Below are 26731 nucleotides of genomic sequence, written 5' to 3' on the forward strand. Positions count from 1 at the left end.
AGTGATGCTCTTTTTAAGGGCAGTTAAAATTTACAGCGAACAACACTCTGGTTGGTCGGTATTGACGTTAAAATAATTATAGAAATGTGAACTTAACTACAATCTTAGGTTGCTCGTTTATGTCTCTATTTTATATCTATTGAATATCTATTCATTTAAAAACAGTGTGTTAGGAAAATTCTTATTGTTAATTAAATTGCAATTCTAGACTGGTTAATACTTGGCTTTTACGTTAGATTGGTAGGGGCTTACACTGCTGTTTATCTAAAATGAGGTTTTATTTAGAGTTAATGGAAACATCTAATCGCGCTTATCAGCTGGGCCCATGTGTTGTTAACCCGCTCGAAAATAAACTGATATGCAATGGCAGTGAACAGCTTTTGCAGCCTAAATTTATTGAGCTATTAGGTTGTTTAGTTGGGCGCTACCCTGAACCTATCACCCGTGAAGATCTTATTAACCATGTGTGGGAAGGTAATTTTTATGTTGGGGAAAAAGCGTTAACGAATGCTATTTGGCATTTACGAAAAACATTTAAAGAACTCGACCCAGAACAAACTTATATAGAGACATTACGTAAAACGGGTTACCGGGTACTGTTAAAGCCTGAACCAATAGCTACAGCCGATGAAGTAAAAACCGAGGGCTTTAGTATCACAGCAGTACAAATAAGGCAGTTGTTTGTGGCTTTTTGTTTAATAAGCCTAGTGGGAATATATTGGTTGTTCTCATCGCCCTCAGAGCAAATCAATTCAAGCTTTGTGTTGCCACTTAATAGCATCGAAAGTGTGACGGCAAGCCCTGGTCGTGAGATTTATCCTTCAATTTCAGATGATCAACACTATTTGGTGTATTCATGGCGACAACTTGGTAAACAAAATAACCTCTATTTACGCGATTTACATTTTCCTGAACACCCAGCCAAGCAATTAACAGACTCACCTTTTACTGAAGGACGCTCTGTGTTTAGCCCAGACTCAAATACTTTATACTATTACCGAATGGCGTCAGATGTTTGTGAAATTGTAAAACTGTCTTTGGTGAATGCCACCAGTGTTGTACTTGGCGAGTGCAGTAATAGCTATGCAGCAGATCTTGATATCAGTAGTGATGGCAAAACTCTAGCCTACATTGCAGATCACACTGGGCAGTCAGGCAACAGGGTGACTCGTATCAAGCTACTTGGGTTACAGGAAAAACAAACAAAAGAAACAGTTATTCCTTGTAATGATGACTGCGAAACTGTGTATGAGTCAGTGTCGTTTTCGCCCGATGCACAGCGAGTTGTGGTTACGCGTAATGTTAAAAACAACCAAAAAGCGTTGTTTTTAATAGATGTAAAAACAGGGCAAAGCCAACGGCTAACTCATGATTTTGTTGATATTCATGGTGTAGATTGGCATCCGTCTAAAGAGCAATTGGCGTTTAGTGCAGTTGAGGGCGCTAAGCGTTATGGCTATTTTTATGATATTAAGAATAAAACCTTAATCAACACGCAAATTGCTGGTATGAGTTCACCTAACTTCAGTGGCGATGGCAGTGTTTATTATCATCAATGGGATTTAGATAAGGTAATCACGCGACTGAAAATAGACGAACAGGTGGCAAGCTCGCCATTTTCTATGTTGTCGACTAACTTTAGCTCGCTATTTCCTGAATATAATCAGCAGCAAAATAAACTGCTGTATGTGTCGAATGAGTCAGGCAGTTCGCAGCTTTGGATTGTAAACCCCGATAGTAGCTCGCGAAAACAGCTTACTAATATTTCACATAGTACCGCTGAGATCCGTGACCCGACCTGGTCAGCCGATGGACGTTATATCTTGTTTTCATTGAACGATAACGGCAGCGCTCGTTTATATTTTTATGATTTCAAAGTAGAGCAAAGCCAACAAATCGAACTGCCATTTAGCTATGCTGCTAAACCTAAGTTTAGTGCTGATAGTCAGCATTTTTTAGTCTCTGATGGTGACTATCTTTACCGTTATGATTTATCAGGAAAAAACCAAGGAAAAGCTGTTGAAATGCCAGCACAGTATGGCGTTGAAACACAATCGGGCGATATTTTATTTACCAATTCGCGCCATGCTATTTGGATTAAACATCATGATACGGGTGTTGAAGAAATGCTGGTGAACGATGTTAAGTTGGCGCGCAAATATGCGTGGTTACGAGTAGCAAAAAACGCGTATCATGAAGGGCGTATTTATTATTATAAAGAGCGCCGAGGTGATTATCGTATTAGCTACTATGACTTAGCTAGTAAGCAACATCATGATTTAATTGCTTTGCCTGAGCGCGCTTATAGCCGTTCATCGGGTCTGACCTACATACCCGATGAACGTTGGTTGGTTTACACTGCGTATCTATCGCCTGAGATAGAAATCAAGCGTTTACCCGCAGCTTATTTACCAAACTAAGCTAGCACTTACGATAGATATCAGCATCCATATCATAAATATTAACGCTTAGACTATACGAGCGGCGGCAGTATGTTCTTAAGCAATTTAATAATTGCTTACTAAGCATCTGCTTTTGCTCTACGGTTCTTCCTGCCATAATTGATGCGCCGATGTGTATAAAGCCATCTTTACCTTCACCTAATTCGTAATGTTGATAAGCGATTGCACGAGTCTTTATGGTCGAAAGTTCAAATAAGCCTGAGTCAAAAACGGCTTGGTGAACTTTTTCAACTAACACTTGTGGCAGAATTGGCAAGTCTTCTGAGTGTTCTATAACAATGTGCGGCATGGGGTTTTCCTTAAAAGCGGTAACTAAAACCGATGTTTGTTTGAAATTGGTTTAATACATCACCATCAAAGTGCCATAGACATTGGCTGTCTTCAGATGCTGGTAATGTGCATGATACGTTACTTGCATTATTTACAATAGTTGCCAACCAGCGAGTTTCAATATAAACCCGTGCTTGATCAGTAAATAAATACTCGGCGCCACCATAAAGACCTGTGGTAAAAAACGTATCGGAGTCGGCAAAATCTGTGCTGACATGATTTGCGCCAATTTGAGCACCAACAAAACCTACCATACGATTTGCTAATGGTACTTCTATAGCACTTTGAAATAGCAGGTATTGCATCTCGACTTGCTTGTTGGTTTGGTCTTTCATGTCGAGTTTGGTAGCTGAATAAAAGAAGCCATAGCGGGTATTATTAAGGGTTCTATCTAGGCTGACAGTAAAATGGCTGTCATCCTCAAGCTCAATTTTTAGGTTTTCTTCGGTTTGCACCGAGTTAGTAAAGTTTTTGCCGAAACCAGCGCTAATAGAGTAGCCAGCGTGAGCGGTGCTACTTAAGAACATTAAACACAGTAAACCAAGCGATTTTTTCATTGTTTAGGTGCTCGTTGTTGAAGATATTTTGAGATAGTATTGAAACATAGCAAGCAAATCGTTGTAAACGGACAACTATCGCTTTTTAATAAGGAACACTAGGATGAAGTTACTAAAATTAGCTGCACTTACTGCGCCACTGATTTTGTTGAGCGGTTGCTCGGATGACGCAGCTTCGGTGAGTTTGGGGCTATTCACTACCAAAGATATTAAAGTGGTATCACAACAAGACCCGCTTATAAGCGGTGTTACTTGCCACATTAGCCATATTGAAGCGAATCTTGATTTTGCTGATCCATCTGATATGTCTATTGCTTGTCGTCAAACAGGACCTATAACCGCTGAACAATTACAACAAATTGACCGCAGTAAATCGGGCGAAGTGGTGTTTAAGTCATCGAAAAGTATTTTGTTTAAGTCGTTAAAAGTGCGTCGTATTTATGATGCGCCAACACGCACTTTATTATATTTGTCTTATTCAACGAAAGAGTCGAGCGGCAGCCATCATCATGCTTTATCAACCGTGCCTCTTTACAATACGGATGCATGGCAGTGGGCACAATCACAAGAGTAATTTATGTTAGCGTTATTTAAGTCAGCCCCAGTTGTTGATGAGCAAGAGCAGCAGTGGTTAATCGATACCTTTTTATGGGCTGTTGAACACTTTGATAGTGAATATTTTTTAAAACACACACAAATCATTTTACCTAACGGGCAGTTCTTTCCGGATAGGGTATCGAGCGTCAGTGAAATGGCTGAAAAAGTATTTAGCCGAGTTGTTGATTATGCGGGGATGCAGGCGTGGCCAATTAACTTAGTTGCGCCATCTGGGCTTACACCTCAGGTGTTTCCACACTTTGAATTTCAAGACAATTTACGCGGTAGCGAGGCGAGTTTAATTGTGCCGGCAAATCATCCGGTGAATATCTCGTTTAACCCGAACCAAATCAATCAACCGCAAGATTTAGTGGCAAGTTTTGCTGGTACCTTAGCAACCATTTTGATTCAGCATGTGGGTGTCTTACCTCCCGGTGGTAAAGAGTACTTACCGCAAGCGAGCGATGCGTTGGCATGCTATTTAGGCTTTGGGGTGATGATGAGTAATACGGTGTATCAATTTAAAGGAGGCTGTGGCTGCGGTTATAACCCTTATGCCAATCGCCAAGCAGCGCTGACTGAGCCACAAACGCTGTTTATGCATGCGCTGGTTACGCATTTTAAAGGGGATAATCAGTCGAAGAAGTTTTTAAAGCCCCATTTACGCAGCCAATATAAAAAAGCGCAAAAGCAAATTAAAGCATTGGTAAATGACAGTGCAAATCCGTTGTTATTGGCATTAGATGAACAAGCAGTAGGGTAATATTAAGTGCAGTATTTAGATGAGTTTTTATTGATAGCCATAGCTCACTTTTTTGCGGTAGCAAGCCCAGGTCCTGACTTTGCAATTGTACTAAAGCAAAGTATTCAACAAGGTCGTAAAAATGCGCTGTGGACCAGTGCTGGGGTTGGTGCGGCTATTTTGCTGCATATTGCTTATTGTGTATTAGGTGTAGCATTAATTTTATCCCAGACACCTAGCTTATTTATGGCTTTAAAATACCTTGCAGGGGCTTATTTGGCATACTTGGGTGTGCAAGCTTTACGAAGCGCAAAACCTAGCGATAGCACGCAGCAAACCCTTGCCCCTGCTGAGCCTGAATCGGTGTATAAAGCATTTCGACGCGGTTTTTTTACCAATGCCCTTAATCCCAAAGCAACACTGTTTTTTATGTCGTTGTTTACTCTTGTAATAAGCCCTGAAACACCTGTTGTAGTGCAGGCTGGTTATGGCGTGTATATGGCAATGGCGACTTGGCTATGGTTTTCATTTTTATCATTGGTGTTATCAAAAGCATCAGTGCGAGCATTTTTCTTAAAAAGCGGATACTGGTTTGATAGAGGCATTGGCGTGATTTTAATTGCCTTAGCTATTCGCGTTGTTGTGTGAGGTAAGTATGACGCTATATAACTTTTCATTTGGTTCAAATATGTCATCGAGCAGATTGCTGGCAAGGCTGCCTGAAGCAAAGCGGGTAGGCACAGCTATTTTAAAGGGCTATGAGCTGACGTTTGATATGGTAAGTACCGACGGCTCTGCAAAGTGTAGCGTGCGCAAAACAGATCAGGCAGATGCCTTGGTATATGGTGTTGTGTATCAGTTAAACGAAGCTGAAAAGTCGATTCTTGATGATATTGAAGGGCCGCGTTATGACTGTGTGGATATCACCGTTGAACTCATCGATGGCGAGCAACTTGCTGCCCATTGTTATATAGCTAACACCTTAGATGAGTCTTTACTGCCATTCGACTGGTATCTTCAGCATGTTCATCGCGGAGCGCTTGAAGCAGGTGTACCAAATCATTACAGTGAAGCAATACTCGCAAGACCAAGTTGCGATGATCCAGATAAAACCCGAGCAGCGAAAGAATTCGCTATTCACAACAATAAAAATCACCAAGGGACATTATGACATTTCGTAAATTAGCCGTTGCCGCGGCGCTGTTATCAAGCTGTTCGTTTTACAGTTATGCTGATATCGATAGTAAGAAAATTGAAAAAGTAATCGAAACTTCAATGGCACGTTTTGATGTGCCGGGTATGGCAGTGGCGATTGTTGAAAATGATAAAGTCGTATTAGCTAAAGGCTTTGGGATCGCAAACCTTGATACGGGTAAAAAAGTAAATAAAGACACCTTATTCGGTATCGCGTCAAACACCAAAGCATTCACCGCAGCAGCGTTAGCTAAACTAATTGATGAAGGTAAGCTGAGTTGGGATGACAAAGTGATTGATCATCTACCAGAGTTTCGTCTTTATGACCCTTATGTCACGCGTGAAATGACCATTCGCGATTTACTAAGCCACCGTAGCGGTTTGGGGTTAGGGCAAGGCGACTTAATGATTTGGCCTGATACTGACAAATCAATTGAGGAAATCATCGCAGGTCTTAAATACTTAAAACCAGCGAGTAGCTTTCGCAGTAAATACGCGTATAACAACTTAATGTTTGTAACAGCCGGTGAGGTAGTAGCCCGTGTTTCAGGCATGAGCTGGAATGATTACATCGAGAAGAATATTCTTCAGCCACTTGATATGAAAAACTCACGTGCAGGTTTTTCACGCATTCCTAGTAGCAATAAAAACTGGGCGACAGGTCATATTCCAATGGATGGTCAACTTCATCCATTTTTTGTGAACTACCTTGAAGATTTCCGTGGCGCAGGTGCGATTGCATCAAGCGTGAGCGACATGAGCCAATGGCTACGCACGCAGCTTGCTCATGGCAAAATGCCAAATGGCCAGCAGTTATTCACTGAAAAGCAGCAGCAACAAATGTGGCATCCGCACATTACCTCAATGGCATCAAAAAGTGCTTATGAAGCTTACCACCAACAATTTAGAGGTTATGGTTTAGGTTGGAGCATTGAAGATTTCCACGGCATTAAAAAGCTAGGCCACGGTGGTGGTATCTTAGGTATGGTGTCTCAAGTGACTTTAGTACCTGAGAAAAACCTCGGTATTGTTATTCTGAGTAACCAGCAAGCATTCAGCGCGCTCTCTGCAGTGACCTATGAAGTGCTAGAAGATGCATTAGATCTTGAAGATAAAGACTGGGTTGAAGATCTTGCTAAAAAGCACTTTGAAGGTAAAAAAGAAGCTTACGCAAACGCAAAACCAGAAACACCTGCGGATTATCAACCAAAATTGCCGAACATCAACTACACAGGCACGCTGCATGACAACTGGTATGGTGATGTGGTTATTGAAGAGTTAAATAGCCAGCTACGTATTGATTTTACACATACAAAGCGTTTGAAAGGTCAGCTTGAGCATTACACCGGCAATACGTTCATTGTGAAGTGGGATGAAAAGTTACTTGAAGCAGATGCGTATATTGAGTTTCAAATGAGCCCTGATAACCGAGTGAGTAGTGCGAAAATGCGCGCTGTCTCAACGGCGGTGACAGACTTTAGTTTTGACTTTAGGAATTTAGATTTACGCGCTAAAAAGTAAACCAAAGTCGCAAAGCCACCGTTAGGTGGCTTTGTTATACTGGGGAAAATAATTCAAGGAGCGTATTATGAGAACGGCTGTTATCTCACATCCATTTTGTCGTAAACATAAAATGATTGAGGATCACCCCGAATGCCCCGCGCGTTTAGATGTGATCACCGACCGCTTGCTAGCAAGTGGTATTGATATAGCAATTACTCACTTACAAGCTCCTAAAGCCAGCCGCGACGACTTTTTACGTGCTCATGATGAACCTTTGGTAAGCCATGTAGAGCAAACAATTCCCGCTGAAGGGCTGGCTGAATTAGACGGCGACACTTGGTTGTGCCCAGATTCAATGAAAGCGATTGAGCGAGCCGTTGGCGCTGGATTACTCGCCGTTGATGAAATCCTTGCTGATAAGCTGGATGCAGCGTTTTGTTCTGTTAGACCTCCAGGACATCATGCAAACCGCAGTACCTCTGCAGGATTTTGCGTTTTTAATAACCTAGCCATTGCCGTGAAGTACGCGCAAAGCAAAGGTGTAAAACGCATCGCTATTTTGGACTTTGATGTACACCACGGCAACGGCACACAAGATATCTTTTTAGATGATGACACTGTGTTGTTTTGCTCTTTGTTTCAACACCCGTTTTACCCAAATACCGCCGTTGAAAATAACGCGACGTTAGTGAACTCACCGCTGCCAATTGCCAGTGATGGTAATGACTTAAAAGCTGTTTATCTTGAGCAGTGGCTACCAAAACTCAATGAATTTAAACCTGAACTGTTGTTTATTAGCGCCGGGTTTGATGCTCACCTTGAAGATGACATGGCAAGCCTGAAGTTTGTTGAAGACGATTACGCATGGCTAACCACCCAATTAGCTGAATTTTGTCAGCAGCAAGATTGCAAAGGGATTATCTCTTATCTTGAAGGGGGCTATGCTTTATCAGCTCTAGGTCGTAGTGCCGTTGCGCACATTAAAGCGCTGGTGGATGCGCCTTAATCTGCCAGCATCGCAAAGGCTTGCGTTGGTGTAAGCTTAGTAACCTTACTTAAACAGCATACTCCCTCTTGTGCTAGATGCTCTGTTACTTTATTCGCAAGTTCAACGTCAGTTAACGCTTTCACGCTTTCTCCTTGCAAGTTGACATACTGCCCTGTTGCCAAAAGTAGCATCGCTTCATGTTGCTGCTCTTCACTTAAGCCATATAAAAAGCTTTCTATATCGGCTTCATCTTCTACTAATGCTAATTCATGGTCTGTAAAAATAATCTTAGGAAATGATGAGTGCATTTATTGTCCTGTGTCAAAGCTGCCGAGGTTGAAATGATTATAATTGCCAATTCATGTAAGAACTAGGAAAGTCTACTTATGAATCAACCAAGACGACATCAAAAGGTGAGTGATGTTTTTTCGCAAAAGCTGGTATCGTGTCCTGCGCATACGCCTTTGGTCGATGCGGTGAGGTTGATGCATGTTCACAATGTAACGGCGATTTTTATCAAGCATGAACAGTCTGTTGTTGGTATTTGGACTGAGGCTGATTGTTTGAAAATTGACATCAGCAGCCCGCTCTATAAGAACCTTGCCATTCACGAGGTTATGTCAGCGCCTGTTATTACGGTGCCGAATCAATGCTCAGTCAGTGATGCAACCCTGCGTTTTCAACAGCATGGTATTCGTCATTTATTGGTGATGGATAGCGAGAATCAGCCTGCAGGTATGTTGAACCTGTCAGATATTGTGCATAACCAAGGTTTGGACCACTACCTACAATTTCGGCCTATTCATGAGCAGTATCGCACTGACCTAGAGATAGTTGATGCGCAAACACCGATAGAAGAGGTTGTGCAACTGATGCGCGCAGGCCGCCTTGATAGTGTACTGGTTTATAACCGAGAGCTTGAACTGCACGGTATTATTACTCAGCGTGATATTGTCGAGCTGATCATTCAAACTGAGTGGCTAAATCCTTGTTGGCAATATGCCAGCTACCCGCTCATTGAAATTGATTGTGAAAGCAGTTTATTTGATGCGTATCGCACTATGACAGATCGTAATGTGCGTCATTTGGTGGTCAGAGATGATGAAATTTGCGGGGTGATTTCATATGCTGATTTGATCACTGAGATCGAGTCAGCTTATTGCTGCGAGCTTGAGCGGGCAATTGAGCAGCGTGATATTGCTTTGCAAAAGTCACAACGTAACTTGTTTTTGGCAAATAAAATTATTGATGCCTCACTCGATGGCATCATGCTAACCCGTAAAGACGGCACGATTATTCAAGTTAACCCTGCTTTTACTAAATTGACCGGCTTTGCTGAGCATGAAGTAATTGGAAAGCGCCCTAATATTTTAAGCTCTACAAAACATAGCCGTTCGTTTTATCAAAAAATGTGGCATGCCATTGAATACGAAGGGGTCTGGCAAGGGGAGATCTGCAATTGCAAAAAAGATGGTGAAGAGTTTGTAGAGTGGCTCACCATTATCCAAATTAAAGACCCTAACTTTGATGAAGTGCTTTATGCGGCAATTTTTAGCGACATTACAGAGCGCAAACGTGCCGAAGAAAAAATTGCCCAGCTTGCCTATTACGACGAATTAACCGGCCTGCCTAATCGGCGCTTATTTCATGACAGACTCTCTATTGCGCTGAGCTCTGCCAAACGAAACCATGATCTATTAGCAGTGATGTTTATCGACTTAGACCGCTTTAAAGAGGTGAACGACAGCTTAGGGCATGACGCTGGTGATAACTTATTGCAGCAAGTGGCAGAGCGTATTTTATCAATTCTTCCTGAAGGGGATACTCTTGCGCGCTTAGGTGGCGATGAGTTTGTTTTATTATGCGAAGTAAATCGGGTTGAAACACTGCTCAACTTTGCCGAACAAGTCTTGCAGCAGGTGAGTATGCCGCTTGCTATTAACGAGCATGTGGTTGCAATTACAGCTTCTATTGGCGCGGCGGTTTACCCTGATGATGGCGTAGATAGCGCTACACTGCTTAAGCATGCTGATATTGCTATGTACCGTGCTAAGGAGGTGGGCCGTAATTCATTTCAATTATTCAAACCGGCGATGAATGCACGCTCTTTAGAGCGATTGGCTATGATGAGCCGATTACAAAGCGCCATCGAAAGCGATGAGTTTGAGCTTTATTTCCAACCCAAGCAGCAATTAAATTCAGGCAAAATTTTAGGAGTAGAGGCACTGTTACGTTGGCATGAGCCAAACCTTGGAGTGATTTCACCTGCTAAGTTTATCCCTCTTGCTGAAGAGCTAGGCCTAATTGTGAAACTTGATTTATGGGTCATCGAGCAGGCCTGTAAAGAGTTAGAAAAATGGCAGCAACAAGGCATTGAAGCAGGGCGCTTAGCAATTAATATTTCGGCTAATCACTTACGTCAGGGGCAACTAGCATCAAATGTTGAGCGCTTACTCGAGCGTTACGATGTAGACCCACACAAGCTTGAAGTAGAGCTTACTGAAAGCTGTTTTATCAGCCACTTTAGTGAGGCTAAGCAAGAGTTACTCGCGCTTAAAAAGTTAGGCGTGCATATAACGTTAGATGACTTTGGCACGGGCTATTCGGCTTTAAGCTACTTAACCAAACTGCCAATTGATACGTTAAAAATAGATGCCAGCTTTATCGCAAAAGTGCCCGATGAATACGGTAATAGTGAAATTGTTACGGCGATTATTAGCCTTGCGAAAAGCTTGAGTATTCATGTTGTCGCGGAAGGGGTAGAGAAGGTAGAGCAGTTAAATTACTTACGTTCACTTAACTGCGATACCATTCAAGGCTATTACTTTTGCCGCCCAATAGCGAAGCAGCAATGGTATGACTTTTATCTCAATACCGAAAAAGAGCCTAAGCTAGGCTAATTTCGTAAGAAGTGAATTTACGAATATTAATGACGCCAGTATCAAAAATTAAGTACTGGCCTTTAATGCCTTTTAAAATACCCGATACTTCTGGTGCTTTATCAAAATTGAAAGAGCTGATCTTGCTTGGGTATTCACTTACTGGGTAGTCTAGCTCGACCACCTCTTCATCGAGCTTTTCAATGGCTGTTGCGCCAAATAGCTCTGCAAGTTCACTCAGCTTAGCATCAATTTGTGGGATCAACTCTGCTGCCGCAGCTTTTAAATCAATCGCTTCAGATTGGCCTTTTAGCATGTTTCGCCAATTGGTTTTATCAGCAATAAACTCGGCTAAAGCAACCTCAACTAAACCCGATTGAAGGCGGGTTTGTACTTTGAAGATAGGTAAAGCTTGCGTCGCACCTTGGTCAATCCAGCGTGTAGGAATTTGAGTATGGCGGGTAATACCTACTTTTAGGCCTGAGGTGTTGGCTAAATACACGTAATGCGGGATCATGCAGTTTTCTTCACCCCACTGTGGCTCACGACAGGTGCCCTTATCAAAGTGACACGTTTCAGGTTTCATGATACACATGTCACAGCTAGCCAGTTTGCGCATACACACAAAACAGTGGCCTTGAGAGTAGCTTTTCTTGGTTTTCTTACCACAGTTACAGCAAAAAATATTGCCGGTGAAAGTTAGCGTGAGCGGCATACCAATATAGTCATTTAATGAAACTAGCTCATCACCGATAGGTAATTGATATTCGACAGGAGAGGTCAGTGTCGACTTTAATTTTCTGATCGTACCTTGCATCTTTACATGGCCCCTAAAGATGTTAAAAAAGGGCAGTGTAACACGGCCTATTTAAATTGTGAGGCAATAAAGCTTAGATACTCATTAATCGGCACCGCTTTGCTGTAATAATAGCCTTGCCCTTGATCTGCGCCCATCTTGATCAGCATTTTTTCTGTTTCTTGGTCTTCAATGCCTTCGATGGTGATATTCATATCAAGGTTATGGGCCATATCAATGGCCGTTTTTACCACCACTTGGTTGGTAGTGTTATTCACTAAATCCAGAATAAAGCTCTTATCGACTTTAATCGTACTAAAAGAATAATTTACTAAGTAGTTTAACGACGAGTAACCAGTACCAAAATCATCGAGTACCACCTTGCTACCGAGTTTATTGAGTTCGCTGATAAAGCTGACCATTTCATCATGGTTCTTTATAAGCGCAAACTCAGTTAATTCAAACTTTAACTGATCCGCAGTAATGCCATGTTTTAGAATGGTGTTTTCGACTTTTTCGACCAGCTTAGGGATCGCGAGATTCTTAGCACTTAAATTAACGCTAATGGTATGGTCGCGATAGCCTTGTCGATTAAGCTTTGCAGCGGCTAGGCAAGCCTGATCAATCACCCATAAGCTCAATTCGTTAATTAAACCAGTGCGCTCAGCCAATAAAATGAGTTGCTCAATATCAAGATGTTTACCTGCTGTTGGCCAGCGTAATAATGCCTCTGCACCAGAAATAGCACCGCTGCGTAAACTAATAATGGGTTGTAAGTAAATAGCTAAGGTATTACTTCGCATTGCTTGTTGTAACTCAGCAGCAAGGCTCACATCCATATCAATATGAGCTTTACTAAAGTCTATATTTTGATGTTTTTGCGATAAACCTAAGTAGCCACGTTGCAGCCAAATATCAAAGCCATCATCACTCACCGGTTCAGTAATGCTATAGCGGTAATAAAGCTGAAGGTCTAAGCCTGCCACTTTATATTGCTTAGGTAGCTGCTTGCATATATTGCTAAGTTCTTGATAGATTTCTGCTTTCGATTGAATTTTGGTCGAAATAAAAGCCAGTACACCATTGCCTAAGTCAGCCACTTTTGGACTGTTATCTAACGCTGATTCTAAATTAATAAATTGCCTATTTTTATTAATTTGATGCTCTAGCGATTGGGCAACAGTGATAATTATTTGGCTGCTTTGGCTTGGCTTTAGAATGCTCATAAGGGCATTGAATTGCTCTATTTTCACTAAACAAAGGTTAGCGAGTCTTTGCTCCGAGGTAATCGCCATATAGGCTTGTTTGAGCATTGCTTGGTTGAGTAGCTCAGTTTGTTGCGTATGGGTTGCATGATACAGCGCTTTTTCACGTTGATAACGAACACGGTCTGCCAGCGCCATTGCCATAAGCACAATCTCACAGAGAATGGCGACTAAAAATATGTGCCTAACAGCAAAACTGTAGGGAATAAAGCCCGTTAGTTCTAATGGCTGAATGGCAGCGCCTACAATCAGTGGCACCCACGACATGACGTAAAACTTTGCCCACCGAAAACCACTCACCAACTTTTTGTAAATCATGCAAATACATAAAATGTATAACGGCACCATGATGGCAAAAAAGATTTTCGAGGAATGGTATTCCAACATAAAAAAGCTGAGCAAACCGAGGCTGAACAGCAAGGCTAAAAAGCTGATACTGAGTTTGTATAAGCGGCAATTGTCTTTATGGTAGCGTAAGAACATGGTGCAAAAGGCGACGGTGAAAAATGCAATCGCGTAGTTACTGAAGACCACTTGCTCATTAAAAAAGATTTGCCACGATAACGGCCATAAATAAAAACCAAAGCCTAGCACTGAGCCCATAAGTAGTAGTGCTGAGATGATGTAGCCTATATAAATAAGATAGACGCGGTCACGGATCCCTAAAAATAATACCAAGTTATACAGAGCTGCCATGATCAGCACACCAATGAAGATCCCCCAAATTCCTGATTGCGAACGTAGTAGGTCTTGAAACTCTTTTTCACCATAAATATTAATAGGTGTTTTGCTAATCCCAACCGTATCTATTTTTATAATGAGGGATGTTTGTTCATAGCCCTGCATGGTGAGCATGCTGTGCGGTGTACTGTATTGAAACAAACTAAGGCCAGAGATTTTATCACCTAGCTCGGTTGTATCTATAAGCTGCCCTGTATCATCAACATGATAAACGCTAAGGTAATCAACCATAGGGTTGTCAAAGTGAATCGCCAGCTCCACAGGCTTAGCTTGACGGTTTTCTAAATCAAGCTTTAACCAATAATCTTGCGCAGCTAAATCCCATTCAACATCTTTAAAAGGGCGATGTTTAAGCTTGTCTGGCTCAGCTAAAAACTGCTCGAGTGTTAGCGCTTTACTGCTATCTATTCGATACGCCGTATTACTGTAGATGGGGGCTGTTTTATCTATGGTGTAGCGGGTAGGGCTGGCTAAATGTGCAGCTAGGGTAGCAATGATAAAAAACAAAATTGTCAGAATAAGAAATGAAACAAAGTTATATTTCAGTGCTTTATTATTCAAAATTAGTTCTTTATCTAGGTAAATATTCTCATAGTGTAGCATTAAAAAAGCGCAGATAAACTGCGCTTTTTTCAGAATTAGACTGGTTTGACCTTAATTCTGTTCGCGAGCAATTGCACGATAGGCGATATCAGTACGATATTCCATGCCTTCCCAGCTGATTTGATCAACTAGTTTATAAGCACGTTGCTGCGCTTCAGTTACAGTGTTGCCAAGTGCCGTAGCACACAGTACACGACCGCCAGCTGTTACTACGTTGTCGCCGTCTTGCTTAGTCCCTGCGTGGAATACTTTCTCACCTTCAGGGTAAGTAACTTGCAAGCCATTGATAGTGTCACCTTTCGGGTAGCTATCTGGGTAGCCTTTAGCTGCTAATACAACACCGACTGCTGCACGTGGGTCGAACTCGATTGCTGTTTTATCTAGTTCTTCACGGTTAGCCGCTTCGATAAGTTCAACAAGGTCAGACTTAAGACGAAGCATCATAGGTTGTGTTTCAGGGTCGCCAAAACGACAGTTGTATTCGATTACTTTTGGCGTACCATCAGCGGTGATCATTAAACCAGCGTATAAGAAACCAGTGTAAGGGTGGCCTTCTTTTGCCATACCTTCAACTGTTGGGTTGATCACTTCGTTCATAATACGTTGGTGAATTTCATCTGTAACAACTGGAGCCGGTGAGTATGCACCCATGCCACCAGTGTTTGGACCTTGGTCACCGTTGTAAGCGCGTTTGTGGTCTTGGCTAGTTGCAAATGGCAGTACATTTTTGCCATCAACCATCACGATGAAAGAAGCTTCTTCACCTTCTAAGAACTCTTCGATAACTACACGGCTACCGGCTTCACCAAAGCTGTTGCCTGCAAGCATATCGCGGATAGCTTCTTCAGCTTCAAGCTCTGTCATCGCAACGATAACGCCTTTACCTGCTGCTAAGCCGTCAGCTTTAACTACAATTGGCGCACCTTTTTCTTTTAGGTAAGCCAGTGCTGGGTCGATTTGTTCAAACGTTTGGTAGTCAGCAGTTGGAATGTCGTGACGCGCTAAGAAGTCTTTAGTGAATGACTTAGAGCCTTCTAGCTGTGCAGCACCTGCTGTTGGGCCAAAGATAGCAAGACCGTTTTCACGGAATGTATCAACGACACCTAAAACAAGCGGTACTTCTGGACCAACAATAGTTAACTCAACGTTGTTTTCTTTAGCAAAAGTAACTAAACCTGCTAGGTCTTCAACGTTGATAGCAACGTTTTCAAGTTTTGGCTCTAGTGCAGTACCTGCGTTACCAGGAGCTACGAAAACGGTGTTTACTTTAGTATTTTGTGCAGCCTTAAACGCAAGAGCGTGTTCGCGGCCGCCACTGCCGATGACAAGTACATTCATGGCGTATAATCCTATTTATAGCGGTTTTTTAAACTTCAGCGTCATACGATCACTTTCACCAATCGCTTTATACTTCGCGGCATCTTGCTCGCCTAAACGAAGGCTTGGTGGTAGTGTCCACACCCCTTTAGGGTGATCTGCTGTATCAAGTGGGTTTGCATTAATGTCACTGCTTGCCACCAGTTCAAAGCCAGCTTGCTTTGCAATATCAACTACATAGCTTTGCTTCATATAACCTGATGATTTCTGATCTTCATCGCTGCGCGCTTCAGGTAGACGGTGTTCAACCACACCTAAAGTGCCGCCTGGTTTAAGTGCTTTATAAAATGCTTTAAACGCACTTAACGCGCCTTCTTTATCTTTACCCATGTACCAGTTGTGTACATTTCTAAATGTTAAGACAAGATCTGCGCTACCCGCTGGTGCAATATCAAGATGTGTTACTGGTGCAAATTCAGTTAGTTTAACTTCACTGAAGCGTGCGTCATCGCTCATCTTTTTCTTAAAACCAGCTAATGAACGTTGGTAATAACCCACCTCAGAATCAGCAGGGAAATGTGCCGCGTAGTAAACACCATGGCCTTTTACAGCTGGCGCAAGGATTTCGCTGTACCAACCACCGCCCGGCGCAATTTCAACAACGGTCATGTTTGGCTTAAAGCCAAAGAACTCAAGTGTCTCAACTGGATGGCGATATTTATCACGTGCGCTATTTTTAGCATCACGTTCACTTGATTGCACGGCTTGTGTAAGCGCTGATTCATGAGAATGGCTTAGAGCCTGTGCTGATGTCAGTGCAAGGCTGGCAACGAGTAACGTTTTTACGGCAAATTTCATCATCTATTCCTTCATTATATGGGTAATTATTATTAATCAGAATACGTGAATTTGTGGCAAACAAAAAGGGTTAAGCTATTTGCTTAACCCTTTATGTGATTAGTGGCGGAAATGGCGCATACCTGTAAATACCATTGCCATACCAGCTTCGTCAGCTGCAGCGATAACTTCTTCATCGCGCATTGAGCCACCTGGTTGAATAACTGCGGTAATGCCAGCCTCTGCTGCTGCATCAATACCGTCACGGAATGGGAAGAATGCATCCGATGCCATAACTGAACCTTTAACTTCAAGGTTTTCGTCAGCGGCTTTGATACCCGCAATTTTAGCTGAGTAAACACGGCTCATTTGGCCTGCACCTACACCAATCGTCATACCGTCACGTGCATAAACGATTGCGTTAGACTTAACGAATTTAGCTACTTTCCAGCAGAATAAAAGATCTTTTAATTCTTGCTCAGTTGGTTGACGCTTAGATACAACTTTAAGGTCGCCTTGCGTTACCATGCCTAGGTCGCGGTCTTGAACTAGAATACCGCCATTAACACGCTTGATGTCGTGACCTGTTGCATTACCAGACCACTCACCACACTCTAATAAACGTACGTTTTGCTTTGCAGATACGATTTGTGCAGCTGCTTCAGATACTTTAGGTGCAATGATAACTTCAACGAATTGACGAGCAACAATTGCTTCAGCTGTGTCTGCATCAAGTTCTTTATTGAATGCGATGATGCCACCAAATGCTGATGTAGGGTCAGTTTTGAATGCACGATCATAAGCTTCAAGAATGTTGTCACCAATTGACACACCACAAGGGTTCGCATGTTTTACGATAACACACGCTGGTACGTCGAATTCTTTTACACACTCTAATGCTGCGTCAGTATCAGCAATGTTATTGTAAGAAAGTGCTTTACCTTGCAGTTGAACTGCCGTCGCAACAGATGCTTCAGTTAAGTCGTTTTCAACATAAAAAGCAGCGTCTTGGTGTGAGTTTTCACCGTAGCGCATATCTTGCTTCTTAGTGAACTGCATGTTGATAGTACGTGGGAACTTAGTCTCTTCAGCTGCTTCCTCTGTGTAGTCAGGAACCATCTTGCCAAAGTAGTTTGCAATCATGCCATCGTACTGAGCTGTGTGCTCGTAAGCAGCAATAGCTAGATCAAAACGTGTTTTATACGTTGTTGAACCGTTGTTGCTTTGCATTTCGCTGATCACACGGTCGTAATCTTTTGCATTAACTACGATAGTTACGTCTTTATGGTTTTTCGCCGCAGCGCGAACCATAGTTGGACCACCGATATCAATGTTTTCAATCGCATCTTCTAGGCTGCAGTCTTCTTTCGCAACAGTGTTTGCGAAGGGGTATAAGTTAACTACAACGATATCGATAGCAGAGATGTTATTCTCGCTCATTACGTCTTCATCTTGACCGCGACGCGCTAGGATGCCGCCGTGAATTTTTGGATGAAGTGTTTTTACGCGACCATCCATGATCTCAGGGTGACCAGTATGGTCAGATACTTCAGTGACTTTGATGCCGTTATCAGCAAGTAATTTGCAAGTACCGCCAGTTGATAAAATATCCACGCCTTGTGCTTCAAGAGCGCGAGCAAATTCAACGATACCGGTTTTATCTGACACACTTAATAGTGCGCGACGAATTGGACGATGTGTATCCATTGTAGTTTTGATTACCTCAATGTTTGAGCTAGCTTAGAAAGGCGGTATTTTAACTGAATCTGCTTTAAAAAACGACGTTTAAAGCGTGAGGATTTTGCATAGTTTTTAACAGCTATAAAAAAAGCACCCTAAGGTGCTTTTTTCAAAACTTTTATATCAGTTCTTTAAAAACTTTTATATCAGTTGTATTGGATTAGTAAGCAATTATAACAACAGAGAAATAAGTCAATAACAAGGCAAAAATTTTGCAGTGTAGTTATTCTACATAAGAAATTTTTAACGCAGTTAGGGACTTATTTAGCTCGTTAGAATGATTACGGTTTCAATACAACTGGTATCAGTTCATGCCGTATTTTTTAAGCTTCTTACGTAAAGTACCACGGTTGATACCTAGTAAGATTGCAGCACGAGTTTGGTTACCACGCGTGTACGTCATTACTTCTTCAAGTAATGGTGCTTCTAGCTCAGAAAGAACAAGGTCGTATACGTCTTGTACGTCTTGACCATTAAGCTGCTTTAAGTAGTGATGAACAGCTTTTTTCACTGCATCACGCAACGGCTGTGGTTTCTCGTGTGACTGTACATGAGGGTTTGTGATAAATGGAGAAGTCACGTTTTGTTCGAACATCGTTATATGTCTCTTTCTTTCTTAGTTAGCTGCTAGTGTTTTAAAGTATTCTTCTAATGCGTCGACTTGTGCCTGTGGGTTATCTAACGCATTAAATACTCGCCTAAACTGACCGTCACTGTCATGGGTTTGCAAATACCAAGATACATGCTTTCGAGCGATACGCGCTCCCATTGGCTCCCCGTAAAACTGATGAAGATTGTCTAAATGCTCCATCAAAATGCTACGCACCTCTGCAATTTCAGGTGCTGGCAAATGTTCTCCAGTTCGCAAATAGTGGTCTATCTCCCTAAAAATCCAAGGGCGACCTTGGGCGGCTCGACCAATCATAATGGCATCTGCACCCGTATAATCCAAAACCTGCTTTGCTTTTTCTGGTGAAGTAATATCACCATTGGCAACGACAGGGATAGACACTGAACGTTTAATATCCCTAATTGTGGCGTACTCTGCTTCACCTTTATACATACATGCGCGCGTTCGCCCATGTACTGCCAGTGAGGCAATGCCATAACGTTCAGCTATTCTCGCAATCTCGACACCATTACGGTTATCCTGATCCCATCCAGTACGGATTTTTAAAGTGACAGGGACATCAACAGCGTTTACAACGGCATCGAGTATCTCTTGTACTAATTCAGGAAACTGTAATAAGGCAGAGCCTGCGAGTTTCTTATTCACTTTTTTAGCTGGGCACCCCATATTGATATCTATGATCTGTGCACCATTGCTGACATTGAATTGTGCTGCCTGTGCCATAAGCTCAGGATCGGCTCCGGCGATTTGCACCGAACGAATTCCCGATTCACCGCTGTGATCCATACGGTTCATCGATTTTTCAGTTTTCCATACTTTCGGGTTTGACGAGAGCATTTCAGAAACAGCAAGGCCCGCACCTAAGCGACGGCAAAGTTGTCTAAATGGTCTGTCTGTAATGCCTGCCATTGGCGCGACAATTACATTGTTCTCAAGTTGGTATGAACCGATACGCACTGTTATTCAATTGGCCTCTTTTCAAGGGGCGCTAAGTTTACGGTTTTTTTGACAAAAATCAAAGGCTATAAATTGAACAAAAGTGACTTTTTTTTGCCCTTTTCGTATTGACTTTTGATAACAGTTTGACGGGTAGGTTGATTTGTTTGATATTTAAACAGAAATTTTTTTACTCGCAAAAAAGTGCGAAACGATTAACTGTAAAAATAAGGTAAAGCCTGTTAAATATAGGCTTTACCTATTATGTTTGAGTAAATGCTCTAGTGCTGTTTAAGCTTTTTTGACGCCGCTGACACGGGTCCATTCACCTTCAACAGCCACTTCATCAAGTGCTAAAAACGGGGCATAAACATCGGCTACAGACTGAGCTTGTTCTTCTAAAATTCCTGACATAGCAATTTTACCATTCGGTTTTAAAAGACCTAAAATCACTTCATGTAGTTCACGAAGTGGTTGAGCTAAGATGTTTGCAACCACAATATCGGCTGTAAACTCTGGTTGATCTTCAGGTAAATACACTTCAAGTTTATCTGCAACGCCATTACGTTTTGCATTATCGCGGCTTGCTTCAAGGGCTTGAGGATCTATATCGATACCGATCATACGCTCTGCCCCGAGTTTGATCGCCGCAATTCCTAAAATACCTGAGCCACAACCAAAGTCGACCACGGTTTTACCTGTTAAATCTTGGCTTTCTAGCCACTTTAAACAAAGCGCAGTGGTTGCATGGGTACCTGTGCCAAAAGCAAGGCCAGGGTCGAGCAATACATTAACCGCATCAGGGTCGGGAATATCGCGCCAACTTGGACAGATCCATAAGCGATCACCAAATTGAATAGGGTGGAAGTTATCCATCCATTCACGTTCCCAATCTTTATCTTCAAGCTGTTCAATTTTATAAACGAGCTTATCGGCGAGTGTTGCTTCAGCATTTAATGTTGCTACAACGCTGTCCATATCATGGTTTGCGTCATACAGGCCAATCACTGTGGTATCAGCCCATAACTGCACAGTACCAAGCTTTGGCTCATAAATAGGAGTATCTTTGGCATCAACATAAGTGACTGAGGCACTGCCAGTGTCCATGAGTAAGTCGCTGATTAATTCAGCGTTGTCTGCGTTTGCATTGATGCGAATTTGGATCCAAGCCATGAATATCTCTCGAATAGAAAAAAGGCCGCAACAGCGGCCTTTTAGTTAATAACGCGATACTAAATTACTTAGCATCTAAGAAGCTTTTCAGTAAGTCAGAGCGAGAAGGGTGACGTAATTTACGTAACGCTTTCGCTTCGATTTGACGGATACGCTCACGTGTTACGTCAAATTGTTTACCTACTTCTTCTAATGTATGGTCAGTGTTCATGTCGATACCGAAACGCATACGTAATACTTTAGCTTCACGTGCTGTTAAGCCCGCTAGTACATCGTTTGTTGCGCCACGTAGTGATTCCATGGTTGCTGAATCAATAGGTGAATCGATTGTGGTATCTTCAATGAAGTCACCTAAGTGCGAATCTTCATCATCACCGATTGGTGTTTCCATTGAAATTGGCTCTTTAGCGATCTTAAGTACCTTACGGATCTTGTCTTCAGGCATTAACATACGCTCAGCTAATTCTTCTGGGCTCGGCTCACGACCCATCTCTTGTAGCATTTGACGAGAGATACGGTTTAACTTGTTGATCGTCTCAATCATGTGCACAGGAATACGAATGGTACGTGCTTGGTCAGCAATCGAACGTGTGATTGCTTGACGGATCCACCATGTTGCATAAGTTGAGAACTTATAACCACGGCGGTATTCGAACTTATCAACCGCTTTCATTAGACCAATATTACCTTCTTGGATAAGGTCTAAGAATTGTAAACCACGGTTGGTGTATTTTTTCGCAATTGAAATTACAAGACGTAAGTTCGCTTCAACCATTTCTTTCTTCGCACGGCGAGCTTTCGCTTCACCAATACTCATACGACGGTTGATGTCTTTAATTCGTTCGATGCTAAGGCCAGTGCTTTCTTCAATCGCACTTAGTTTGCTGATGCAACGAATGATTTCTGGTTTAACTGATTCAAGTGCTACTGAGTATTTCTCGTTTGCAGCAATCTCAAGGTCGATCCAGCTTGTGTCTGTTTCGTTATTTGCAAAGTGCTTGATAAAGTTCTTTTTCGGTAACTTAGCAATTTGTACAGCTTGCTTCATGATGATACGTTCTTGTACACGAACGCGGTCCATCATTTCACGCATGTTGTTAACCATGCGGTCAAACTGTTTTGGCACTAATTTAAATGTTTTAAATAGTTCGCCGATTTCTGCAATAGCTACAAGTGAGTCAGGGTGTGAGCGACCTTTTTCTTCGAACGTTTCGCGTGCTTTGTTATAAAGCTCACGTAAGTTTTCGAAGTGAATACGGGCTTCTTCAGGATCTGGACCTGTGTCGCCATCGTTATCATCATCGTTATCATCATCACTATCTTCGTCATCATCGTCTTCGTCGTCTTCTTCGTCGAGTTGCTCTTCGTTTAACTCAGAACCGATGTGTGTTGCAGAAATTTGTGATTCGTCTTCATTATTAGGATCAAAGAAGCCAGAGATAATATCGCTTAAGCGCATTTCTTCAGCTTCGAATTTGTCCCATTGCTCTAGTAGATAAGTAATTGCTTCTGGGTATTCAGCAACTGAAATCTGTACTTGGTTAATACCTTCCTCAATACGCTTAGCGATTACGATTTCGCCTTCACGCGTAAGAAGTTCAACAGTACCCATTTCACGCATATACATACGTACAGGGTCAGTTGTTCGACCGATCTCTTTTTCTACAGTCGCAAGTGCAGCTGCCGCGGCTTCTGCTGCGTCTTCGTCTGTCGTTGTTTCTTGCATCATTAATTCATCGGCATCAGGTGCGTTTTCACTTACCTTGATACCCATATCATTAATCATGCTAATGATATCTTCTACCTGATCTGAGTCGATAATGTCTTGTGGAAGGTGATCATTAACTTCTGCAAAAGTTAAATAACCTTGCTCTTTACCTTTTTGAATCAGAAGCTTTAATTGTGACTGAGGAGTTGGATCCATAGAGATTTATTCTTCCACTCTGAAAGTTGATACAACAGGCGCCAGCTCGCTTACTAATTAAGCGACACGAAAACTAACTAGACGCAGTGAATAGCACAGTATAACAGCATTATTCAATTCTGACTAGCTGTTGCTGCCTTTTAACGCTTGCGTTAGTAAGTGGCATTCCAGCCTTTCTTCGCTGCTTAAGCCTTGGGTCTTGTCTTTTATTAATAGGGTCTCTAGTCGATAATTTAAACACTGGTCTTCAATAAATTTAAAAGTATTTTTAAAAACCGTCTCTAAACGATCGTCATTTATTTGATGCTGCCAAGTGGCTAATTTCACCAGCGCGTCATATTCAGCGCCATCCCTAAATGACTCTAAAATTTGTGCGGTGGTGATACCTTCACGTTCTAGTGCTAAGTGCTGAATGCGTAAAAATAGCTCAATACCGGCTATTTTCATCTCAGCTAACTCCGGCATATAAGCAATGCTGGTCGCCAAACTTGGGTGTTGCAATAAAATACCAATCGCTTGGCGCATCGGCGTTATTTTAAATTTACGCTCAATCGCATGCTGTTGCTTTGGTGACTTAACACGATTATTTAATTGCTCTCTTGTTCGACCAATTAAGCGGCCAAGATGTTCCAAAATATTCTCTTGGTAAAAATCACTCGGGATTTTTTCAATTAGTGGTAGGGCATCACTAAGGAGCTTTGCTTTACCTGCGTCTTGTGTCAGGTCTATCTCTTGGCTGAGCTTATTAAACAGCACCTTAGTAAAATCATCCGCTTCGCTTAACCTAGCTTCGAAAGCGTCTTTACCTTCCTTTTGTACCAGTGAATCAGGGTCTTCACCATCTGGTAAAAACACAAACTTCAACGACTTACCATCACCAAGATAAGGCAGTGCATTCTCAAGCGCTCGCCAAGCTGCATCGCGGCCAGCACGGTCACCGTCGTAGCAGCAAATCACTTTATCCGTGGTTCTAAATAAAGTGTGCATATGCTCTGCAGTGGTTGCTGTGCCAAGGGCGGCGACGGCATATTCGATGCCTTGCTCAGCTAAAGCAACGACATCCATGTAGCCTTCAACAATTAAAATATGTTCAAGTTTTTTATGCGCTTGCTTGGCTTCGTATAAACCATAAAGCTCAAAGCCTTTATGGAAAATACGGGTTTCTGGTGAATTAAGGTACTTAGGACCTTGATCCGCTTGCATAACACGGCCACCAAATGCAATCACCCGACCGCGTTTATCGCGAATAGGAAACATGAGTCGATCACGGAAGAAGTCAAATTGACGACCAGGCGATTTTTCAGAGGCTAGCTTTAGTTCTACAAGCTGCTCTTTTTGTTCTTTATTGCGGCCAAGTTGCTGGCATAGCGCTTCCCATTCACTTGGCGCATAACCAATCATGAATTTTTTCGCTGTTTCACCGCTTAAACCACGACCCTTGATATAGTCGATAACCGTTTTCGAGTTGGCATGATGCTTTAATTGATGTTGGTAAAAGCGAGCAGCATGTAACATTAAATCGTAATCAGAGCGCTTTTGTTCTGCGGTGCGTTGCGGGCCTGAGCTTGTGCCTTGTTCGCGAGGTACGTCTAAATTGAGCATACTCGCTAATTCTTCAATGGCGTCAACGAACTCTAATTTGTCGTATTCCATGACAAATGAAATTGCATTGCCATTGGCACCACAACCAAAGCAGTGGTAAAACTGTTTATCTTGAGAAACGGTAAAAGAGGGTGACTTTTCGTTGTGAAATGGGCAACAGGCTTGGTAGTCTTTACCTGCTTTTTTTAGGCCAACTCTCGAATCAATTAACTCAACAATATCTGTGCGTGCGAGTAAATCATCAATAAACTGTCGAGGGATCTTTCCGGCCATAGCTGTTGTTTTTTCCTGCGCTATCTATGCGTTGTAAAATAAGATTTGAACACAATTACTGTGTTTATGAAAGACTAAAAGCAAGAAACCGAGCACTAGGCTCGGTTTGCTTGAATCATACATCTGTATGTGGGGGTTAGGCAGTTAATCGTTGCTTGATTAAGCCAGAAATCTTACCTAAATCGGCACGACCTTCAGCTTTGCTTTTGATAACTCCCATTACCTTACCCATGTCTTGCATACCCGCTGCGTTTGTATCAGCTATAGCCGAGTCAATAAGAGCAATGATTTCTTCTTCACTCAATTGTTGAGGTAAGAATTCTTCAAGTGCTTTAATCTCACTGGCTTCAATTTCAGCTAAATCTTCACGACCCGCATCAATGTACTGGGTGTAAGAATCGCGACGTTGCTTAACAAGCTTTACTAAAACAGCGGTAATACCGTCGTCATCAAGTGTAATTTGCTCGTCAATCTCACGTTGCTTGATTGCAGCAAGTACCATGCGGATAGGTTTAAGACGTTCTTTGTCTTTTGCCTTCATCGCATCTTTTTGCGCATCTTTTAGCGTTAATAAAAGGCTCATTTATACAAGACCAAATACTGATTAGTATAATTTAACGCGACGTGCGTTATCGCGAGAAAGCTTCTTCATGTGACGCTTTACTGCAGCAGCTTTTTTACGCTTACGCTCAGCTGTTGGTTTTTCATAGTGCTCGCGACGACGAACTTCTGAAAGGATACCTGCTTTTTCACATGAACGCTTGAAGCGACGAAGTGCTACGTCAAACGGTTCGTTCTCTCTTACTTTAATTACTGGCATTAAAAATTCACCTACCTAAATAATGAGCGTTGCTCAAGTTGATCGAATAACGACCAAGTGGTTCAAAAATGGTGCGGTATTGTAATCCGAAGCAACACCACATGTAAAGAATAATATTAACAGAAACTAGGTTTGCAAAACAGTGTTAATTTGTCTGGCGTTGATATAGCCGACAAATTACTTGTCCGGCAGTTTTTTCTTTTAAAAGCATCCAGTTATCTGGTGAGCTTAGGTCGCTTAGTTCGCTTTCGACCTCAACATATATAAGTGCTTGGGCAGATAACCAGTTATTTTTTTCGAGTAAAAAACAACTTTTTTCAGCCAAGTTTTGTCGAAATGGCGGGTCAACAAAAATTAGATCAAATTGCTCGTTTTGCGTCTTTTGTTCTAATAATGAAAGGCTATTGCCTTGTTTTACGACGGCATTATCCAATTTAAGCATGTTAATGTTTTCTTTTAGCTGGCTAGCGGCACTTTTATCTAGTTCGAAAAACACAGCATGATCAGCAAAGCGCGATAAAGCTTCAAACCCTAAGCCGCCAGAACCAGCAAAGCAGTCAAGAACAGCTGCGCCTCGGGTATCTTGCATGAGCCAGTTAAATACTGTTTCTTTTATACGGTCTGTGGTTGGACGCAAGCCTTGCACATCTTTTACTGGGAGTTTTCTACCGCGAAATTGCCCACTAATAATACGAATAAAACCATTTGCTGATTTATTGTTCGCTGCTTTTGCTTGGCGGTTAGCTGTTGATTTTTTTCTCATTTAACTCACTAATCATTGGTAACTGACCCCTAGCTCAGATAATATTGTATGCAATAGC

24 protein-coding genes are annotated in these 26731 nt (G+C 42.1%); 8 read left to right on the top strand and 16 right to left on the bottom strand.

The window, feature by feature from the left end:
- Window positions 1–290: 290 nt before the first annotated feature.
- Complete coding sequence (locus tag BIZ38_RS05670; protein WP_187489810.1) at window positions 291–2420, top strand: winged helix-turn-helix domain-containing protein; 2130 nt, start codon at window positions 291–293, stop codon at window positions 2418–2420.
- 1 nt (window position 2421) lies between these two features.
- On the opposite strand, the gene BIZ38_RS05675 is transcribed toward BIZ38_RS05670, so the two are convergent.
- Both BIZ38_RS05675 and BIZ38_RS05680 read right to left on the bottom strand, forming a co-directional pair.
- Window positions 2422–2751: a 5-carboxymethyl-2-hydroxymuconate Delta-isomerase gene (locus BIZ38_RS05675; RefSeq protein WP_187489811.1), complete on the bottom strand. Its 330-nt coding sequence runs from the start codon at window positions 2749–2751 to the stop codon at window positions 2422–2424.
- A 10-nt stretch (window positions 2752–2761) separates the two neighbouring features.
- Window positions 2762–3349 (bottom strand): outer membrane beta-barrel protein, encoded by a 588-nt coding sequence (locus tag BIZ38_RS05680; RefSeq protein ID WP_187489812.1) that lies wholly within the window; start codon window positions 3347–3349, stop codon window positions 2762–2764.
- A 103-nt stretch (window positions 3350–3452) separates the two neighbouring features.
- Here BIZ38_RS05680 and BIZ38_RS05685 point away from each other — a divergent pair, with 103 nt between their 5' ends.
- The 6 genes from BIZ38_RS05685 to BIZ38_RS05710 all read left to right on the top strand — a co-directional run bounded on the left by BIZ38_RS05685 (window position 3453) and on the right by BIZ38_RS05710 (window position 8391).
- Window positions 3453–3923 (top strand): CreA family protein, encoded by a 471-nt coding sequence (locus BIZ38_RS05685; RefSeq protein WP_054551027.1) that lies wholly within the window; start codon window positions 3453–3455, stop codon window positions 3921–3923.
- Window positions 3924–3926: 3 nt separating this feature from the next.
- The gene (locus BIZ38_RS05690; protein WP_187489813.1) at window positions 3927–4709 is read left to right on the top strand and encodes a hypothetical protein; all 783 of its coding nucleotides are present in this window, start codon (window positions 3927–3929) and stop codon (window positions 4707–4709) included.
- A 6-nt stretch (window positions 4710–4715) separates the two neighbouring features.
- Window positions 4716–5336 (top strand): LysE family translocator, encoded by a 621-nt coding sequence (locus BIZ38_RS05695; RefSeq protein WP_187489814.1) that lies wholly within the window; start codon window positions 4716–4718, stop codon window positions 5334–5336.
- Window positions 5337–5343: 7 nt separating this feature from the next.
- Entirely contained in the window at window positions 5344–5859 is a 516-nt protein-coding gene (locus BIZ38_RS05700; RefSeq protein WP_187489815.1) for a gamma-glutamylcyclotransferase family protein, read from the top strand.
- Window positions 5856–7403, top strand: coding sequence for a serine hydrolase (locus BIZ38_RS05705; RefSeq protein ID WP_187489816.1), 1548 nt, complete (start codon window positions 5856–5858; stop codon window positions 7401–7403). Before BIZ38_RS05700 ends, BIZ38_RS05705 begins: the two co-directional genes overlap by 4 nt.
- A gap of 67 nt (window positions 7404–7470) precedes the next feature.
- Window positions 7471–8391 (top strand): histone deacetylase family protein, encoded by a 921-nt coding sequence (locus BIZ38_RS05710; RefSeq protein WP_138619119.1) that lies wholly within the window; start codon window positions 7471–7473, stop codon window positions 8389–8391.
- Here the strand turns inward: BIZ38_RS05710 and BIZ38_RS05715 are convergent.
- Complete coding sequence (locus BIZ38_RS05715; protein ID WP_138619121.1) at window positions 8388–8681, bottom strand: hypothetical protein; 294 nt, start codon at window positions 8679–8681, stop codon at window positions 8388–8390. The genes BIZ38_RS05710 and BIZ38_RS05715 overlap by 4 nt on opposite strands.
- Before the next feature lie 78 nt (window positions 8682–8759).
- On the opposite strand from BIZ38_RS05715, the gene BIZ38_RS05720 reads away from it, so the two are divergent.
- Complete coding sequence (locus tag BIZ38_RS05720) at window positions 8760–11273, top strand: EAL domain-containing protein (protein WP_187489817.1); 2514 nt, start codon at window positions 8760–8762, stop codon at window positions 11271–11273.
- On the opposite strand, the gene BIZ38_RS05725 is transcribed toward BIZ38_RS05720, so the two are convergent.
- From BIZ38_RS05725 to rsmD, 13 genes are all read right to left on the bottom strand, one after another.
- A complete protein-coding gene (locus BIZ38_RS05725) occupies window positions 11260–12069 on the bottom strand; it encodes a DUF2797 domain-containing protein (RefSeq protein ID WP_138619125.1) in 810 nt (269 codons plus the stop codon). The two genes, BIZ38_RS05720 and BIZ38_RS05725, sit on opposite strands and share 14 nt — an antisense overlap.
- A gap of 47 nt (window positions 12070–12116) precedes the next feature.
- The gene (locus tag BIZ38_RS05730; protein WP_187489818.1) at window positions 12117–14615 is read right to left on the bottom strand and encodes an EAL domain-containing protein; all 2499 of its coding nucleotides are present in this window, start codon (window positions 14613–14615) and stop codon (window positions 12117–12119) included.
- 93 nt (window positions 14616–14708) lie between these two features.
- Complete coding sequence (gene purD / locus BIZ38_RS05735) at window positions 14709–15995, bottom strand: phosphoribosylamine--glycine ligase (RefSeq protein ID WP_187489819.1); 1287 nt, start codon at window positions 15993–15995, stop codon at window positions 14709–14711.
- 15 nt (window positions 15996–16010) lie between these two features.
- The gene (locus BIZ38_RS05740; RefSeq protein ID WP_166340615.1) at window positions 16011–16832 is read right to left on the bottom strand and encodes a class I SAM-dependent methyltransferase; all 822 of its coding nucleotides are present in this window, start codon (window positions 16830–16832) and stop codon (window positions 16011–16013) included.
- A 99-nt stretch (window positions 16833–16931) separates the two neighbouring features.
- Entirely contained in the window at window positions 16932–18518 is a 1587-nt protein-coding gene (purH, locus tag BIZ38_RS05745; protein ID WP_138619132.1) for a bifunctional phosphoribosylaminoimidazolecarboxamide formyltransferase/IMP cyclohydrolase, read from the bottom strand.
- Window positions 18519–18855: 337 nt separating this feature from the next.
- The gene (gene fis / locus BIZ38_RS05750; protein WP_002957804.1) at window positions 18856–19146 is read right to left on the bottom strand and encodes a DNA-binding transcriptional regulator Fis; all 291 of its coding nucleotides are present in this window, start codon (window positions 19144–19146) and stop codon (window positions 18856–18858) included.
- A gap of 21 nt (window positions 19147–19167) precedes the next feature.
- On the bottom strand, window positions 19168–20139 hold the full coding sequence (gene dusB, locus BIZ38_RS05755; protein ID WP_054551040.1) for a tRNA dihydrouridine synthase DusB: 972 nt from the start codon (window positions 20137–20139) through the stop codon (window positions 19168–19170).
- A gap of 270 nt (window positions 20140–20409) precedes the next feature.
- A complete protein-coding gene (prmA, locus tag BIZ38_RS05760; protein ID WP_138619134.1) occupies window positions 20410–21291 on the bottom strand; it encodes a 50S ribosomal protein L11 methyltransferase in 882 nt (293 codons plus the stop codon).
- Between the two features lie 64 nt (window positions 21292–21355).
- Window positions 21356–23215 carry an RNA polymerase sigma factor RpoD gene (gene rpoD, locus BIZ38_RS05765; RefSeq protein ID WP_054551042.1) on the bottom strand — a complete coding sequence of 620 codons (1860 nt, stop codon included), beginning with the start codon at window positions 23213–23215 and terminating at the stop codon, window positions 21356–21358.
- A gap of 123 nt (window positions 23216–23338) precedes the next feature.
- Window positions 23339–25090, bottom strand: coding sequence for a DNA primase (gene dnaG, locus BIZ38_RS05770; RefSeq protein ID WP_187489820.1), 1752 nt, complete (start codon window positions 25088–25090; stop codon window positions 23339–23341).
- Between the two features lie 136 nt (window positions 25091–25226).
- Window positions 25227–25673 (bottom strand): GatB/YqeY domain-containing protein, encoded by a 447-nt coding sequence (locus tag BIZ38_RS05775; RefSeq protein WP_054551044.1) that lies wholly within the window; start codon window positions 25671–25673, stop codon window positions 25227–25229.
- 21 nt (window positions 25674–25694) lie between these two features.
- A complete protein-coding gene (gene rpsU, locus BIZ38_RS05780) occupies window positions 25695–25910 on the bottom strand; it encodes a 30S ribosomal protein S21 (protein WP_002957797.1) in 216 nt (71 codons plus the stop codon).
- A 145-nt stretch (window positions 25911–26055) separates the two neighbouring features.
- Entirely contained in the window at window positions 26056–26673 is a 618-nt protein-coding gene (rsmD, locus tag BIZ38_RS05785; RefSeq protein WP_138601680.1) for a 16S rRNA (guanine(966)-N(2))-methyltransferase RsmD, read from the bottom strand.
- Window positions 26674–26731: the final 58 nt, after the last annotated feature.

The organism is Pseudoalteromonas sp. BZK2, assembly GCF_014349195.1.
GTDB classification, from domain to species: Bacteria; Pseudomonadota; Gammaproteobacteria; order Enterobacterales; family Alteromonadaceae; genus Pseudoalteromonas; species Pseudoalteromonas simplex.